General features: G+C 56.4%; 14 protein-coding genes and 1 riboswitch. Of the genes, 7 read left to right on the top strand and 7 right to left on the bottom strand.

The features are described 5' to 3' along the window. Positions 1-152: 152 nt before the first annotated feature. From ACYCZJ_RS14010 to ACYCZJ_RS13995, 4 genes are all read right to left on the bottom strand, one after another. On the bottom strand, positions 153-1,811 hold the full coding sequence (locus ACYCZJ_RS14010) for a hypothetical protein (RefSeq protein WP_461554851.1): 1,659 nt from the start codon (positions 1,809-1,811) through the stop codon (positions 153-155). 110 nt (positions 1,812-1,921) lie between these two features. Continuing rightward, positions 1,922-2,854 carry a PEP-CTERM sorting domain-containing protein gene (locus ACYCZJ_RS14005; protein WP_461554850.1) on the bottom strand — a complete coding sequence of 311 codons (933 nt, stop codon included), beginning with the start codon at positions 2,852-2,854 and terminating at the stop codon, positions 1,922-1,924. 159 nt (positions 2,855-3,013) lie between these two features. Beyond that, positions 3,014-3,097: riboswitch (cyclic di-GMP riboswitch) on the bottom strand. Positions 3,098-3,392: 295 nt separating this feature from the next. Beyond that, the gene (locus ACYCZJ_RS14000) at positions 3,393-5,576 is read right to left on the bottom strand and encodes a tetratricopeptide repeat protein (protein WP_461554849.1); all 2,184 of its coding nucleotides are present in this window, start codon (positions 5,574-5,576) and stop codon (positions 3,393-3,395) included. Between the two features lie 51 nt (positions 5,577-5,627). Further along, entirely contained in the window at positions 5,628-6,407 is a 780-nt protein-coding gene (locus tag ACYCZJ_RS13995; protein ID WP_461554848.1) for a DsbC family protein, read from the bottom strand. A gap of 501 nt (positions 6,408-6,908) precedes the next feature. Here ACYCZJ_RS13995 and ACYCZJ_RS13990 point away from each other — a divergent pair. Together ACYCZJ_RS13990 and ACYCZJ_RS13985 are read left to right on the top strand one after the other, a co-directional pair. Beyond that, positions 6,909-8,471: an alkaline phosphatase gene (locus ACYCZJ_RS13990; RefSeq protein WP_461554847.1), complete on the top strand. Its 1,563-nt coding sequence runs from the start codon at positions 6,909-6,911 to the stop codon at positions 8,469-8,471. A gap of 72 nt (positions 8,472-8,543) precedes the next feature. Continuing rightward, positions 8,544-9,251, top strand: a complete 708-nt coding sequence (locus ACYCZJ_RS13985; protein ID WP_461554846.1) for a hypothetical protein — start codon at positions 8,544-8,546, stop codon at positions 9,249-9,251. 35 nt (positions 9,252-9,286) lie between these two features. On the opposite strand, the gene ACYCZJ_RS13980 is transcribed toward ACYCZJ_RS13985, so the two are convergent. Continuing rightward, positions 9,287-9,640, bottom strand: a complete 354-nt coding sequence (locus tag ACYCZJ_RS13980) for a hypothetical protein (protein ID WP_461554845.1) — start codon at positions 9,638-9,640, stop codon at positions 9,287-9,289. 220 nt (positions 9,641-9,860) lie between these two features. Between ACYCZJ_RS13980 and ACYCZJ_RS13975 the strand changes: the two genes are divergently transcribed. The 5 genes from ACYCZJ_RS13975 (at position 9,861) to ACYCZJ_RS13955 (ending at position 13,463) form a co-directional block, all read left to right on the top strand. Beyond that, positions 9,861-10,370, top strand: a complete 510-nt coding sequence (locus ACYCZJ_RS13975) for a PEP-CTERM sorting domain-containing protein (RefSeq protein ID WP_461554844.1) — start codon at positions 9,861-9,863, stop codon at positions 10,368-10,370. Continuing rightward, positions 10,367-10,813, top strand: coding sequence for a hypothetical protein (locus ACYCZJ_RS13970; RefSeq protein WP_461554843.1), 447 nt, complete (start codon positions 10,367-10,369; stop codon positions 10,811-10,813). Before ACYCZJ_RS13975 ends, ACYCZJ_RS13970 begins: the two co-directional genes overlap by 4 nt. A gap of 244 nt (positions 10,814-11,057) precedes the next feature. After that, entirely contained in the window at positions 11,058-13,043 is a 1,986-nt protein-coding gene (locus ACYCZJ_RS13965) for a bifunctional metallophosphatase/5'-nucleotidase (RefSeq protein ID WP_461554842.1), read from the top strand. A gap of 28 nt (positions 13,044-13,071) precedes the next feature. Beyond that, entirely contained in the window at positions 13,072-13,302 is a 231-nt protein-coding gene (locus ACYCZJ_RS13960) for a hypothetical protein (RefSeq protein ID WP_461554841.1), read from the top strand. Between the two features lie 2 nt (positions 13,303-13,304). Then, positions 13,305-13,463, top strand: a complete 159-nt coding sequence (locus ACYCZJ_RS13955; protein ID WP_461554840.1) for a hypothetical protein — start codon at positions 13,305-13,307, stop codon at positions 13,461-13,463. Positions 13,464-13,672: 209 nt separating this feature from the next. On the opposite strand, the gene ACYCZJ_RS13950 is transcribed toward ACYCZJ_RS13955, so the two are convergent. Continuing rightward, positions 13,673-14,476 (bottom strand): hypothetical protein, encoded by an 804-nt coding sequence (locus ACYCZJ_RS13950; RefSeq protein WP_461554839.1) that lies wholly within the window; start codon positions 14,474-14,476, stop codon positions 13,673-13,675. Positions 14,477-14,762: 286 nt separating this feature from the next. Further along, positions 14,763-15,560 (bottom strand): XrtB/PEP-CTERM-associated transcriptional regulator EpsA, encoded by a 798-nt coding sequence (gene epsA, locus ACYCZJ_RS13945; protein ID WP_461554838.1) that lies wholly within the window; start codon positions 15,558-15,560, stop codon positions 14,763-14,765. Positions 15,561-15,798 lie beyond the last annotated feature (238 nt).

Raw genomic sequence — 15,798 nt, 5'->3', positions numbered from 1 at the left:
GTTCGGACTATAGGCGCGGCGATTGACCCAGGGCGTCAGCACGGATACCAACCTGCCAGGCAAAAAAAACCACCCCCTGAAACAACCGGGGGTGGTGTGGATCGAACCCGCATCAGGCGCGGCATTGCACCGCGCCGTTCAAGACGCGCAGATCAGTTCCAGAACTGCGGTTTGTACTGGTCGACTTTCGGCTTGCAGGTATCGCCAAACTTGGTGCCCTTGGCCACTTTGTTGGTGGTCACGTTGCCGGTCGGCACGTAATTGGTCGGCAACGCCGCGATGCCCAGGTTGGTGTTGATGTACGCGGGATCGCCCACGACCTTGATGATCGTGTCGGACAGGGTTTTCACCGGACCAATGGAGAGGCTGCCGGCATAGGTCGGCGCCCCGGCGGCAACGTCCACCAGTGCTGGCTTGCCGTTGCTGCCATTGCGATACTGCATCGACTCTTCCGAGAAGAAATCCCACGGGCCCTCGATCATCGCTGCCACCGCATATTTCGCGGTGCTGGTAGCCGGACGAGCGGACGCATCGATCGCCGCTGCATTGGCGGTCAGCACACCGTTCAGGTCATGGAAGTGCCAGCCGCTTTCCTTGCCTGCGCTGTCGTAGGACAACACACCCACCGCACCGAACGGTGCGTTGATGTTGGTATCGCCGTTGGTGTAAGGCACGGTCGTGCCAGTGGCGGCACCGCTGAAGGTAACCTGATAGTAGTTGTTGTCGTCACCCTTGAACGCCCAGTTGGTGCCGGACTGCGCATCTGCCAGACAGGAGCGCACATCGCCGGAGCCCGGATTCTCAACCACGGTATAGCCGTAGGTAGGGTCGATGATGATCGGATTGGCGGCCGTGGAAGTCACCGTATTCTGTACATAAATACCGGTGGCGTCGAAGCCTGCGCTGTCAGTCATGCGCGCAGGTGCAGTATAAGCCGCGCCGGAACAGCCGAAATTATTGACGAAGTAATTGGTCGTGGCCTGGGTACCTGAACCCTGCACGCGGCGGCATACCACCACCGGCTTGTTGGTGCCGTTGCTGGCGCCGGCGCCGGGGTTAATCGCAGCCAACGGTGCATTCGCCACGCCACTCCAGTCGTGCTGCTTCAAAGTACTGGTGCTCAACAGACCCAGCAAAGTGCCCTTATCCACAAACATGCTGGCGGGAATCACATTGGTCATCGGCATGGCGAAAGCATTCTGGAACGCCGGGAAGTTGGTCAAACCGCCCAGATCGGTCGAGCTGAGTGCGGTGCGGTAGGCATGCGCAGCAGTATCGTATTCCAGGTTGATACCGGTGAACATTTTCGGTTCCACATCGGATACGCCGAGATCGGGAATACGGGCCGGGCCAAAGCTGTTGGCGGTACCGTCGTCATTGCCGGTGGGAGAGCAAAGCTTATTCACACCAAAGGTATAACCGGCCGGGGCGGCCGTACAAGCACCAGCTGCCGTGCTGTCCATATCCATCCACTGGATCTTGGCGGCTGTCGCAACGGGATCCACACCCCATACCGAGCCGCCACGGGTGCGGTAGGTAATGCGCACGGTCTTGCCCTGCAGGGCTGCGGGCACCGGCGCGGCGCTCTTGAACTGGCCTTTCACGGCGAAGAAGCCGGCGCAGTTGGAGCTGGCGTTATCGCAAGCGGTCACATAGCCCGGCACCATCAGGTTGGGAAGCTGCGCAACAAAGTTGGATTGCACGGCGGAAGCGCCGGACAGGAACAGGTCGACATCATAAGCCTGGGCTGCACCGGCAGCGAGGGTACCGCAAGCCAGCGCACAGGCGACGGCGAGTTTTTTCATGGACATGGTCTTTCCCTTTCAAAAAATTACGTTTAAATGTGTTTTACAACAACAGTTGGTGAGCTGACGCCCGGCGTGCAAAAGTAGGCGGGGCCAGCTCAGCGACGTTCTGCGGCTCAACCCTGCAAGCGACGACGTGCGATGAAACCCATCATGCCCAGACCGGCCAGCAGCATGGCCCAGGTATCGGCCTCCGGCACGGCAGCCACGGTGTAGGCCAGGTTGCCGGCGGTATCCAGTTTCCAGCTGGCATTGGTGAAAGGCGTCACTCCGGCTGCATCAGAGCCATTGTTACTGCTGATGCCGAGATACCAGAACTTCTGACTGCTACCGACCGCAGCCAGATTGCTGAACGGCGCGTTGTTGCCCCAACTCGCCATTGGCGCACCCGCTGCGTCGAAATAGGCAGAGCCGCCGGTGGCCTTGTCCGCGGTCGCCGAACCGTTCGCAGCATTGCCAGCCGGCATTAAACCGTTGTTTGCCGTAATGTAACTCGCGGATCCGGTCGCAAAATTACCAAGCACACTGTTGCTGACCGCCACAGTACCGTTGGAAGTGGTCATTGCGCGCTGCCCATTGACGGTACCGTTTAACGTAGCATCATACGAACCGACCATCCATTGCAGACTGCTCGGCAGGCTGCCGGCCGTACCCAGATAACTGACCAGCGTAGGATCGGCGGCGAAATTCAAGCTGTAGCCTGAAGTCAACACGCTGCCGAGCGCAACAGTGGGTTTCGCGCCAAAAGCGTAGTTGCCGGCAACCGGGGCGGCTGTGGAGGTAATGACGTTGCCCAGGGTGGTTTTGTCCAGCTTGCTGGCAAGGCCGGAAGTAATACCAAGACCGGCTGCAGGCAGAAAATCGTTAAAGCTAACGCCCAGATCGCGGATGTAGGATTTTTGCGCGGTCGAGTCCCACACTGCCAGGAACATTTCAGGACCACCGAGGGTGCCTTGAGTTCCCTGATCAGCGATGGTAGCGCTGGCCTGGCCCGCGCTTGCCAGCGCGAGCGAGGCAGCGATGACTGTGAATGCGAATTTCATGTTCATATTGAATATCTCCTAAAATTAAATAGAGTGACTGGCCGAGTACGCTCCCCTTTCGGCATCCATCCTGTGCGGGCCCCTGCTTGCGCCGAGACGTTTCCCCCTGCCCGCGATACCACCTCCCCTGCCGGCGACGGCCCAGTTCGAGTGACGCACTGGGCTGTTGGCAACCCGGCCATCTTCCTGGATGTTGGAAGACCCTCGGCTTTCCGGCCCCGCCTCGCGGCGGGTGTGGCACTGGCGCATTGCTGAAGTGACATTGGATGCACACTTACTTAGCTTGCACGATCAGAATAGGCGCGGTTTGTTACTGATATGTCGTGACGCATCGGGCAAAACATAGCCCGTTCGGACTATCACTACAGCATGCGTTGCGCTGGCCGGACAAGCGGTGCCCGGACCGAATTGCGCGTGCGCCAAGGCAGTCCCGTGGAGCGTGGCACGTCATGTAAAAGCAATGTTTGTTTAACAGCGAACTCAGCACTTGCGCTGGCGCCGGAATCCAGTGCATGAGCGCACCGGTTGTTGATTCCATCGTGCCTCAGCGCCCGGCGGAAATATCCTGCACCAGCCGCGCGATGACCTCCTCCCACTGCCTGTATTCCTGCTGCCGGTACAGGCGCATGCCGGGATACCAGGGGCTGTCGTCGCGTTCGAGCAACCAGCGCCAATCACGGTTGCATGGGAGCAGTGTGGATACCTGACAACCCAGCGCGCCGGCAAGATGCGCGACGGCGGTATCGACGCTGATGACCAGATCCAGATTCATGATGGCGGCGGCCGTATCGGAGAAATCCTTGCACTGCTCGCCGGCCAGCAGCACCTCGGTATTGTGGAAAACCCGGGCAAGCGCTTCGGGTGATGCGTCCTGCTGCAATATGACCAGGCAGATACCGTCGATTTGCGCGAGTGGCGCAAACATTTCGAGCGGAATGGAACGGTTGCGGTTGTTGACATGGGTATCGGGCCCCGCCCACACCAGGCCTACGCGGCGCCGTCCCCGGGCGAAGTCGTCAATGTCCGCACTCCAGGCAGCGATGGCATCCTTGGGTGCCGCAAGATAGGGCAGGCTGTGCGGAATGTTGTCCAGCCGCGTGCCAAGACGATATGGCACGCTCAATAGCAAGCTCCAGAAATCATACTCGGGCGCATCCGGCAAAGCATCAATCACGCGAGTGACGCCGGGCACGCTTTCTGCCAGCCTGCGTAATGGCGCATCCACCAGAATATCAACTGTTGCACCCAGCGCTGCGAGCAGCGGGACGTAGCGCAGAAACTGAATCTGATCGCCCCAGCCCTGCTCTTTGACCAGCAGCAAGCGCTTGCCCGCCAGGCTTTCGCCCTCCCAGCATGGACAGCCATATGCATCCGGCGCAACATTGCTGCGTGCCGGACGGTGTTCATATAAGGGCCAGCCCTGCGCCAGTTTTCCACCCAACAGCAGCGCCAGCGATTTGTTGTACTTGAGCAGAGTCGAATCAGGTTGTAACGCAATCGCACTGTCGAAATTAGCGACGGCTTCATCCATCTGGCCGAACGCCATCAATGCATTGCCTTTATTGGAAAAAAATTCGGGTAAACCAAGTCCGAGCGAAGTGGCGTGGTCGAGCTGCGCCATGGTCTCATCCTGCGTATTGTCATCTCCGCCTTTACTATCGATTGCGAGCAAAGCATGAGCGTATGCCGGTAGTTGTTGTGTGGCACGGGAAAAAGAGTTTGCCGCCTCTTCCGGCTGGCCGGACTGATGCAACAGCTTGCTGAGGTAATAGTAGGCTTGAGCATAATCGGGTTTGAGTTCGGCCGCGCGCTGGAACGCGAAAATAGCTTCGTCGTATTGCCGCAAATCACGCAATGCCTTACCCAGATTCAAATGCGCGGAAGCGGAGTCGGGGTCGATTTCGAGTGCCTGACGATAGGTCGTTATGGCGGCATAGGCTTGGCCGCCCGCCAACTGAGTCTCGGCAAGCGCGATCAAGGCTGCCGGATATTGTGGATTGATCGCCAGGGCGCGCTGGAAGCTTAATGCTGCTTCATTCAATCGCTTCGTACTGAGCAAAGCCATACCTAATTTGAAGTAGGCTCCCGCCCATTCCGGTCTAAGTTGCAATGTGCGCCGATAGAGTGCGATGGCCTCGGAAAACCGCCCGAGATCCGCCAGGGCAATGCCCAGATTCAAGCTGGCTTCGGGAAAATCAGGCTGGATCGATAACGCGCGCCGATAACCAAGTTCCGCTTCGAAATATTGTCCAAGAGACCATAGCGCATTACCCAGATTGTAATGGGCTTGCGCCAGATCCGGCTTGAGATAAAGCGCGCGATCATAAAAAAATATGGCTTGATTCACCTCGCCAACAGCACTGAGCGCCATACCTAAATTAAGGCATGCCGCTACGGAAAACGGGTTGAGCGAAAGCGCGCGTTGATAGCAGTCGATCGCCGGTTCGTGCTGTCCCAATGCATTGTGAGCCAACCCCAGATTGCACCAGCCGCTATCCAGGCCTGGATTGAGGACGACTGCTTGTTCAATGAGGTCAACAGCCTGTGCGTAATCTCCGGTCTTGTGCCGGATTACCCCGAACAAGTGCAGCACCCCTGAATGATTCGGCTGCGCCGTCAGAATGCGTTGGCAAAGCCTGGTTGCGCGCGTCAGTTCGCCGGTTTGGTACAAGCCCACGATTTTTTCGATCTCGGCGCTATTATCTGAAGTTGGTCGAGCCAGCATCATTGTGTCATCCATTCAAAAGTAGGCGCCCCGCCTTTGCCGGGGCGATGCAATTTATATCTGTTTTTTTATTGTTTCCACCGTAGCCGATTTTGCCTTGGCCGGAGGAACAGCCTTGGCTTTTTCTTCGAGATAATTCTCGATCTGGGCACTATCGACGGAGCCTGCAACTATTTGGCCGTCTGAGAACACCAGGGCGGGCGTGCCGGTAATCCAGGCTTTCTGGGCGAATGCCTTGATGGCTTTAAGTGGTGCTTCGCAGGTTTTTTTCGTGGCCGCAGGCTCCTTGCCATGCAGCATCAAATCGTCCCAAGCCTTGACCTGATTGTCGGCACACCACACCAGGTTGGCCTTGCGTTCGGAATCTGGATGTAGCTCAGCCAGCGGATACAGAAAAATATACATTGTGACATCGGTCACCTTGTCCAACTCCGGCTCCAGCTCGTGACAAAACGGGCAATCCGGGTCGGAGAATACGGCAAGCTTGCGGCTGCCGTTACCCTTTACTTTGACGATGGCTTTATCCAGTGGCAGCGAGGCAAAATCGACATGCATCAGTTCATGGTTTCGCGCCTGCACCAGATCTTTTCCGGTCTTGAGGTTGATCATCTTGCCGATAATGGCGATGTCGGCGTTCTCGTCCGTGTAGAACACGTTGATGCCGTTGGCAATCACTTCATACAAGCCTGCATAAGGCGATTTGGTGATGGCGCCGATATGCGTGCCAGGCATGTGTTCGGTCAGTTGCTTGCGCATTTGTTCGATGTCCGCGCCATGGGCGCTGGAAAATGCAGTTAAAAGAGATAAGGCGATCAGGCTCTGCTTCAACATCATTGCTATCCTCAAATGGTTAAGTCGATTAATGAAACGGGGTGAACGTCCCCCGCGCAAAACGGCAGCGTACAGCTGGCAAACCTTGAGCACGTCCAATGGAATCCGGAAAACGAATCCTGAACACGCCCGGTGACATATTCGTTTGGTATATGTGAAGATTGAGTGATGAAATGGCAGCCAGTCATAGGTAGAACGGGCTATACGGCAATAGGCTTGCCGGAATGGCGGCCTGTGCCGTGCCGGGTTGAAACCCGACCTACACCGGCACACGACTATTTTTACTATGGCATTTCAAAAGAGCCGTTCGGACTATATCCAGGTGTTGCGATTTCACATTCCTGACAAATCTGTCAGGTATCTTTGATGACTGTTTAATCAGTTGAAGAGGGTTTGGGTCTGTTTCCAGTCTGCAGCGGGCACCGCAAAACTGACTTGAACATGTTGAGTAATTCGCTAGTGCAGATTCTGATTTAAAACCAACATTTTTCCGGGAGCCTGAAAATGAAAATGAAATTTGGATTGAAACCCGTCGTGGCCGCCACGGCGTTCGCACTGTGTGCGCACAGCATGCTGGCTGCTGCCGAAGTCGAGGAAGAGAGTGCTGCCGGCGTCGAAAGCGCTGCCACCTGGTACAAGGCCGGCCAGAAAGCGCTCAGGGAAGCCAAGCAGCTTCACCCCAACGCGCACCGCGCCAAGAACGTGATCCTGTTCATAGGCGACGGCATGGGCATTTCCACGGTGACTGCCTCGCGCATCCTGGAAGGACAATTGCAGGGCAAGGATGGCGAGAAAAACTCGCTGGCCTTTGAAAAGCTGCCTTATCTGGCGCTGTCCAAGACTTATTCCGCCAACCAGCAAACACCGGATTCCGCACCCACCATGACCGCCATGGTCACCGGCGTAAAAACCAGCGACGGGGTGTTGAGCATTGACCAGGACGTCGCGCGTCAGGAAAAAGACAACGCCGTCATCCAGGCGCATAAACTCACCACCATCCTGGAGCTGGCGAAAGCCCGCGGCATGTCCACCGGAGTGGTGACCACCGCCCGCGTCACGCACGCCACGCCTGCTGCGACTTACGCCCATACCGCTGAACGCGACTGGGAGACCGACAGCAAGCTGCCCGCGGGGACAAGCGCCAAGGATATCGCTGCCCAGGCGGTAGACAACTTTGCCGCCAACCACGGCATGGAAGTATTGATGGGCGGCGGGCGCACCTATTTCATGCCCAACACCAAGTTCGATCCGGAGTACCCCACGGTCAAGGGCCGCCGCAAGGACGGGCGCGACCTGACCAGCGAATGGCAGACCAAGTTCAACGGCAAATATGTCTGGAACAAGGCCCAGTTCGACGCGATTGATCCTGCCAATACCAAGAGCCTGCTGGCATTATTTGAACCCTCCCACGTGCAGTACGAAGCCGACCGCGAGAAGATGGATGGTGCCGGCGAGCCTTCCATTGCGGAAATGACCGACAAGGCCATCGACATTCTTCAGAAGAACAAAAAAGGTTTCTTCCTGATGGTGGAAGGCGGCCGTATCGACCATGCCCATCATGCCGGCAACGCCTACCGGGCGCTGACCGACACCATCGCCATGTCCGACGCGGTCAGGAAGGCCATGGAGAAGACCGACCCGGAAGACACGCTGATCGTGGTGAGCGCGGACCACAGCCACGTGTTCACCATTGCGGGTTATCCCAAGCGCGGCAATCCGATCCTCGGCAAAGTGGTGGGGGCAGGCAAGACCGATTTTGCCAAAGCCAGCGATGGTATGCCTTACACCACATTGTCATACGCCAATGGCCGCGGCTACCATGTGTTGCCGGTAGGCGGCGACACCTCGTATAACGAACCCATCCAGACTGGCCGCGTGGCCGACATGACCCATGTGGACACCACCGATCAGGGCTTCCACCAGGAAGCGCTGGTGCCCCTGTCTTCGGAAACCCACGCGGGCGAAGACGTGGCGATCTTCGCCCGCGGTCCGAAAGCACACCTGTTTCACGGCGTGCAGGAACAGAACTATATTTTCCACGTGATGAAAGACGCGCTGGATTTGTAATCGGCCTGTCGTATCAGCGTACTTTTTGGAGAGGCCATCTGGTCTCTCCATTTTCATTTTGAAGGAATCTTTATGAGCCATCGTTTCATGTTCATGGCAGCATTGTTGTTTGCCTTTTCAACGCTTGCCCAGTCCAGCCTGGCCAGTGCCGCTCCCAAATACGAGGAGGTGGCTGCGCGTTACGTGACCACCGCCTGCGCGATTCCTTGCGACAAGCCACAGAGCAGCAGCTGGTATTTCTGGCGTAGTGAAAACCGGGTGGAAATTCGTGACGCTTCCAGTACAGTGGGTGAGATATGGCGGCGCGATGGCAAGGGGCGGCTCAATTTTGTCTATGTCGAGCCGGCGCACCAGCGCGGCATCGAATACAATGCGACCGATCTGCGCATCATCAACCACAAACGCCCGTGGGACAGATTGGCCAGCATCATTTCTCCGGCAGAGCTGAAAAAACTGAGCCCGGCAGGTGACGCAGAAGTTCTCGGCCACAAGGCGCAGCGCTATCGCGGAAAAATGGATCAACGCACGGTAGAGGTGATATGGGTGCCGGATCTGCAACTGGCCACGAAGGTCATCAACACTTACCCGGATCGCCAGGTGACGACCGAACTCGAATCGTTCCTGACCCAACAGGATGGGGTGATGGCGACCTCAGATGGGCAGCTCGCCGAGTACGAATTGGTTGACTTCGCCGATCTGGGTGATATGGAGACCAACGCTTCCATGGCCTGGCTGAAACAGGCGACCGCAGCGCCCGGGCATGAAACTCACGAGCACTGAGCCGAAGCTTTCCAGCCGGTCTCGGCGCTTTGGGCTTACTTACCAGAGCGCAGGCAAGTGCGCGATCCGGCGCCTGCCTGCTTCGCAAATGACTTCGGGTTGATGCAGCGGCCATAGTTAAGTGGTGGTCGTCGGCCAGTCGCTGAAGATGCCGAGTATGCCGACATCCTTGGCCAGCATATCCAGCACTTTCTCGTGTCCATCGTGTCGCCCTCGCGCTTGATAGCGGAATCGATGGTCTGATAGTAAAAGCCGTTGTTGCCGTCAGCCAAAACGCCGGAGCGCTCCAGCGTCCAGGTAATGATGTCAAGCCCGGCGGATTTGGCGTTCCTGGCATATCCCGGCGCCACGATATTGCCGCCGCCATCGACATCCAGCAGCGCAAACATGGGCGGGGCGACGATATTGATGCCTTCAACCTTATAGCCGGCCTGCTTGCCGAAACCGGGTTCGTTGGCGCTTTATGCGCTTTGTCTTTCATCCGGATGATTGGGGCGTGGGCCGAACGGCCTATGTTTCGCGCCCGCATGGTCTTAACTCCTTCAACAATGGGCCGGTAGAGTCTTGCATGTTGCCTAATCCATAGACCCGCCGGAAGGATGCCATCCCATGCATCGCTATAAACCACTGCCCCTCGTTCTGGCCGTCGTTGGCCTGTTTTCTTATTCAACCGTGACCTGGGCCGACAGTACTGCTCAATCGTTACCTTTTACCCAGGGCTGGTCGAGTAGTCGAATACCGGTCAGTTTTAACGACACCGAGCTGATTGGCACGGATAGCGAATATCTGAAAGTGGATACACTAAACCCGAACTTCCACAACAGCGCTTACACGCAAGCCAACACCGCTGCCGCCACCGAAGTGGCCTTCACGGAAGGAGTTTTCCTGGGGCTGAATTTCGCGGTGGAGTCATCCGATCCAGAATTCGCCCTCACCCCCGGCGTTTTCGACGCGACGAGTGTGGTTTTCGTTTCTCAACCAGTGGACACACAACCAGTCGTTGTCGTACCAGACTATGGCTTCATCTACACTCCCGCGCCAGTCCCTGAATCAGAGACCTATGCCATGCTACTGGCCGGTCTGGGACTGCTTGGTTTCATGGCGAGGAAGCGCCATTGAATCATAGCTGCTTGCTGGGTCTGTTGTGCCTGGCTATGCAAGGATCATCCCACGCCGCCTCAGCCGCCACACCGCTGGCCCTGGTGGCTACGTCCACCAAGGCAGAACCGGTGGTCGCGTGCCTGGCGCGGCGCATCGCAGCGCTGGTCGAACCCGACCGGCTCGGCACCGGGCTGGAAGCGCGCGTGGAGCTGCATCCTGCTACCGACGGCACTCACTTCAGCCTTACCTTGCTGCTCAAACCGGATGTGACTTCATTGCTGGCGAGCCTGGACGAAGACCCGGAAGCGCATCCCGCCTTGCAGGTCGCGCTGCTGGAAAACCTGCGCCATCCCATCGCCACCCGGGTCTATCCCTGGCACAACCTTCAAGACTGCCGTGCTGCCGCAGATTGGCTTTCCGGCATAACCCGCCAAGCCATTGATCTGAGCCCCAGGAAGTAGGGAAATACCGGGCCCGTTTCAACCCGGATTATCCATTAAGCGTAGGCCGGGATTCATCCCGGCCTACAGTACAGATGACCGCCGATGCCGGTTGTAGTTGGCTGAAACCCAAACCATAGTCCGAACAACTCATTCAGACGCAGCTACGCCATCAAGTACCTGTCATATCTCTTCGCGACAATTCATCACGCTGATTGTGTTCCATGCGGTCTGCCAAAATCCAGATCAAACTCAGGAGGAATTCATGCATTACGCCGTCAAACCCTTGGCCATCGCGCTACTGTTAGCCTTTAACGCCAGCGTTCACGCAGCCTGCGTGGATGAACGCGGCACTGTATTCGCGGGTGCCATCGATAGCGGCGTGGTCAATAAACCCGTCGCCGATTCCTGCCTCAACGATCTGGTCGTGGATAACGTCGCCGAGGGCGCCAACTGGGGTAACCACGGTGAATTCGTCGCCGCACTGTCGCGACAAAGTCAGAGTTGGCTGCAGAGCAAACTGATCACGGCTCAGGAACGTTCCAGACTGATGCAAGCCGCTGCGCGTTCCGATGTAGGTAACACCTTGCTGGTAAGCATCGCCGCTTTCAACGATTTCCACGGCAACCTGCAAAGCCCAGGCAACTATAAAAATACGTCCAATCAGTTTCTGCCCTCCGGCGGCATCGACTACCTTGCCGCCTACGTCAAGAACATCCGGGCCAAGTCCCCCAACAGCGTTACTGTTTCAGCAGGCGACCTGATCGGTGCTTCGCCGCTGATTTCTGCCTTGTTCCATGATGAGCCCACCATCGAAGGCATGAACATCCTGGGTCTGGACTTCAATGCCGTGGGCAACCATGAATTCGACGAAGGCCGCGACGAGCTGCTGCGTATGCAGAATGGCGGCTGCCATCCTGTCGATAGCCATTCCTGCAGAGGCAACCAGGTCGGTACGCCTTACCCCTTCGAAGGCGCCAAATTCAATTTCCTGGCTGCCAACGTGGTCGAAAAAGCCGACGGCAAAACCCTATTCCCCGCCTACGGCATCAAGAACTTTAAAGGCAACAAGGTAGCCTTTATCGGTATGACCCTGAAAGGCACACCCAGCATTGTTACCCCGAGCGGCATTTCCACCCTGGAGTTCAAGGACGAGGCCGACACCGTCAACGCCCTCGTGCCCCAGCTTAAGGCGCAAGGTGTCAACGCCATCGTGGTGCTGATACATGAAGGTGGAGTTCCCACCGGCAATTACACCAACTGCCCCGGCATTTCCGGCCCCATCGTCAACATTGTCAGCCGTCTGGACAATGCGGTGGACCTGGTCATCAGCGGCCACACGCATCAGGCCTATCTGTGCGACCTGCCCAACAGCACCGGTCGTGCCATCCCGGTGACCAGCGCCGGCAGCTATGGCCGGCTGGTCAGCGAAATCGACCTGACGCTGAATACGTCCACCCGCGACGTGATCGGCGTGAAAGCCAGCAATCTGATTGTTGATCGCACCCCCGGCGTGGTAACCCCCGTGGCCAGCCTGACCACTCTGGTAAGCAACTACGCCGCGCTTGCTGCGCCTATCGCCAACCATGCCCTGGGCGTCATCAGCGCCGCCATCACGCGTACGCCGAATACCGGCGGTGAATCGGCGCTGGGCGATGTGATCGCCGATGCTCAACTGGAATCCACTGCACCAGCAGCGCTGGGCGGTGCGGTAATTGCCTTCATGAATCCGGGCGGCATACGTGCGGACTTTACCTACCCCTCCAGCGCCGCCGGTGAGGGCGATGGCGTAGTGACCTACGGCGAGGCTTTCACTGTGCAGCCGTTCGGCAACTCGCTGGTGACCAAAACCCTCACCGGCCTGCAGATCTATAACCTGCTGGAGCAGCAATGGGGCGCCACGCAGCCTTATCCGCGCATCCTGCAAGTATCCGGCGGATTTGGCTATCAGCACACTTTCGACACCACGGCAGCCAATTTCGCCGCGCAAAAAGGCGGACATTTCGTGTGTGACGGCAGTGTCAAGCTGAATGGCGTAGCCATCGATAAGTCCGCCAGTTACCGGGTGACGATGAATTCCTTCCTGGCCGACGGCGGCGATAACTTCACCGTGTTCAAACTGGGTACCAGCCAGCTCGGTGGTGCAGTCGATCTGGACTCGATGCAGGATTACTTCACCGCGCACAGCCCCGTGGTTCCCGGCGCCCGGGATCGCATCGTCAAAGTCGCCGCCTGCCCGGCAGCGAGGTAAGCCCTTTCCACAAACTTAGCGGCCATAAATGAACAATATCCTCATCGCCGCCAGCGGCACGGCGTCGGCAGCCGCCTGGACGCTGGGCGCCTCCGACGCAGCCGGCACGCGTGTCGGCGCCGTTTCCTTCGACGGCGTGGCCGCCGGCGTCGAGGTCGGCAACATCGGCGACGACATGAATATCCACACCGCCGATTCCCTTGCAGCCGGTAGCTGGCGCACCCTTACCGCTACATCGGGCGCCAATAACATCATCTGAGCATGACCCACGAAGCCTATGCGGGCACCAGCTATAAGAGCGACGACAGCACCGCTTTTGTCAACCTTGCCACCTCCGCCACGCTGGACAACGCCCACATCGGTTCCGCTACCTATTTGAGTGCTCTGACCCCGCCAGTATTCTCAATCAATCCTTTTTGATTACCGCCGGTCTGGGTCTGCTCGGCTTCACGATGCGCCGCCGCAAATTTTGAAGCGCCGTTTAGGCAGTCCCACTTAGCGACTTGCGAGGTGGGGAGGATCTCGACGACTAACTGACCTTCGAATTCGAAACTGAATGTGCTCTTCAAAGACCGTGCCGTTTCCGCCTTTCATGGCAACGGTACGGCCTCTTGGTTGCTTATTTTGCATCAACTAGCAATGGTTTCTGACAGACCAAGATCGGCAAGTTTTATGATGTGGGTATCGGGTTCTGACACGGGGGTAACCGTAAACGAGGCTTTCATGGAATTGGATTGAAATGCGGTGACCTTGTCGCCACGGGCAAAGCTTGCATCGGCGACGCTAATTCTGGATTGACCGCTTCCAAACAGTTGAACGGTATCACCAACGTGGGCAAGGAAGCTGGTTTCATCTACTGTCCCGCTGAAGGTGCCGACGTGTTTATTGTTCAAAAAGAATGATATGAACGTGTAGCCGGATTTACCAATCACCACGCCGTTGTCAAACGCGTTATACAACGCAGATGCATTGATCCGTACCGGGTCACCTAATGCCTGCCCATGATCGGCATTGATACGCAGTCCGACACCGAAATTAACCGGCGCAGATGCGTAAACACTGAGTTTTCCGCCATCGCCCATATATCCATCCAGATGCACTAGCGTTTTAAAATCAAACAGGATGGTTGATGAATTATTTTTGGTCGTGGCATGAAGTTCGTGGTTAATGGACAAATCGAGACTAATGTCTCCCTTTGTAGCCGAATTCGTGGTGAAACTCGCAGCAGTAAAATAATCTGGCCCGCTTGATTGCAAGCCACCACCAAGCTTGCCAATATCCACGATAATCGGTGCGTTGTTGAGTAAGACCGTACCCACATGCAAGTCTTGTTGATAATCATTGTCATCAACCGGAATCAGGTATTCTGCCTGCGAGTTGCCAGATAACAGACTACTGAGTGAAAGTGCAAAGGTAACCAGATTGAGTTTCATAAAAAAGTCTCCTTGATCCTACCCATGTCAAGACTCACTATGCGCGATATGGTTCATATAATTCCATATGAAAGCGTCATTTTCGGAGATTGGTTGAGCGAGATACCCTGTTTCAGGATCAACAAGGAAATAGTAGCAGGACCAAGGGGATAACGTGTACAGAAGGCATGTAAAATCATCTACGTTTCACACGCTTGACTCGACGTGTATCAGGTCCATCGTTTTCCGGTGGGAAGACCATTACCGAATTTGATTGCTGGTCGATCTGGCAAGGCCGGATTGGTTTTCAGCGCTGGTTGTGCCGGATGATACCAAGGCTGATTGCACGCGTCACAGCCTGAACACGGGTTCGCACATTAAGCTTGCTCATGATCTTTTGAATATGATTTTTTACCGTGTGTGGACTTAACTCCAAAATCTGCGCGATTTCGTTATTGCTTTTACCTTCCCTGACCCATTCCAGAATTTCTATTTCGCGCGGCCTGAGTGGTTTTACCATGTTGATGGCTGGATTGCACAGAGCGTTGCCTGTATACCGCTCTTCCGCAAGCATCCGGGAAAAAGTGGTGAAAATACAGGGCGTCAGTATACTTAGAGAGTGGGCAATTTGAGTACCCAGCGGGGCCGATACCCGTGAAAAACTGAAAAACGCCTTGACTCCACCGTCTGCCGCGCGCACTCCATGTGCAGCGACATTGCGTAACTCCAGGGTGTGCAACTGGTCTGCCCAATGTGATTCACAGCTGGTTATGCCCGGTTGCGCTTCGACAACAGGTAGCATGCACGGTTGGCCACTTATATCCCAGCGGTCAATCATATGTGCCAGCAGACCATCTACCGGCTTGCATACTGCTCGAAAATGTTCATCGCGAAAATAGCGCGTGGCACTGAATCGTTCAGTATACATATCACTATCAGGCGTGTGCCGCAGGGCGCAGATCAGTATTTCATGCGGTAACAGTGTTTGAAGCGGTCCCTGAACCCATGAAAAAAAATGGCTACGCTGCTGCACCCGCAAGGATGTTTCAACGATATAAGCCAAGTTTTTTTGATCTTCTCCCTGGAGCGTAATTTCTTCAATCATGCCGAAACGCTCTCTGTATTTGAGTTTTGTTTTCCGATTTTGTATCGGGCGAGCCTAGCTGATCAAGATGACAGCTTCTTGGCATATTTATGAAATACGAAAAATCCCCTTAGGAAACTCTGCAAAACCCCCACTTTCGCGCCCCGCACCCGAACCCATTGTGTCAACATTGAGCCCATGAAACAAACCACCCTGAACCTAGACCTCAGTCTCAAGCGCACGCGCAAGCGTGAATTTC

It is taken from the genome of Sulfuriferula sp. (assembly GCF_054605375.1).
This window is presented reverse-complemented; position numbering and strand designations above follow the sequence as displayed.

What these genes read in the sequence shown, in the direction of transcription:
- ACYCZJ_RS14000 (WP_461554849.1), bottom strand. Translation starts at nt 5,576, where the DNA reads ATGATGCTGGCTCGACCAACTTCAGATAATAGCGCCGAGATCGAAAAA.
- ACYCZJ_RS13960 (WP_461554841.1), top strand. Translation starts at nt 13,072, where the DNA reads ATGAACAATATCCTCATCGCCGCCAGCGGCACGGCGTCGGCAGCCGCC.
- ACYCZJ_RS14005 (WP_461554850.1), bottom strand. Translation starts at nt 2,854, where the DNA reads ATGAACATGAAATTCGCATTCACAGTCATCGCTGCCTCGCTCGCGCTG.
- ACYCZJ_RS13965 (WP_461554842.1), top strand. Translation starts at nt 11,058, where the DNA reads ATGCATTACGCCGTCAAACCCTTGGCCATCGCGCTACTGTTAGCCTTT.
- ACYCZJ_RS14010 (WP_461554851.1), bottom strand. Translation starts at nt 1,811, where the DNA reads ATGTCCATGAAAAAACTCGCCGTCGCCTGTGCGCTGGCTTGCGGTACC.
- ACYCZJ_RS13955 (WP_461554840.1), top strand. Translation starts at nt 13,305, where the DNA reads ATGACCCACGAAGCCTATGCGGGCACCAGCTATAAGAGCGACGACAGC.
- ACYCZJ_RS13975 (WP_461554844.1), top strand. Translation starts at nt 9,861, where the DNA reads ATGCATCGCTATAAACCACTGCCCCTCGTTCTGGCCGTCGTTGGCCTG.
- ACYCZJ_RS13950 (WP_461554839.1), bottom strand. Translation starts at nt 14,476, where the DNA reads ATGAAACTCAATCTGGTTACCTTTGCACTTTCACTCAGTAGTCTGTTA.
- ACYCZJ_RS13995 (WP_461554848.1), bottom strand. Translation starts at nt 6,407, where the DNA reads ATGATGTTGAAGCAGAGCCTGATCGCCTTATCTCTTTTAACTGCATTT.
- ACYCZJ_RS13980 (WP_461554845.1), bottom strand. Translation starts at nt 9,640, where the DNA reads ATGTTTGCGCTGCTGGATGTCGATGGCGGCGGCAATATCGTGGCGCCG.
- ACYCZJ_RS13990 (WP_461554847.1), top strand. Translation starts at nt 6,909, where the DNA reads ATGAAAATGAAATTTGGATTGAAACCCGTCGTGGCCGCCACGGCGTTC.
- epsA (WP_461554838.1), bottom strand. Translation starts at nt 15,560, where the DNA reads ATGATTGAAGAAATTACGCTCCAGGGAGAAGATCAAAAAAACTTGGCT.
- ACYCZJ_RS13985 (WP_461554846.1), top strand. Translation starts at nt 8,544, where the DNA reads ATGAGCCATCGTTTCATGTTCATGGCAGCATTGTTGTTTGCCTTTTCA.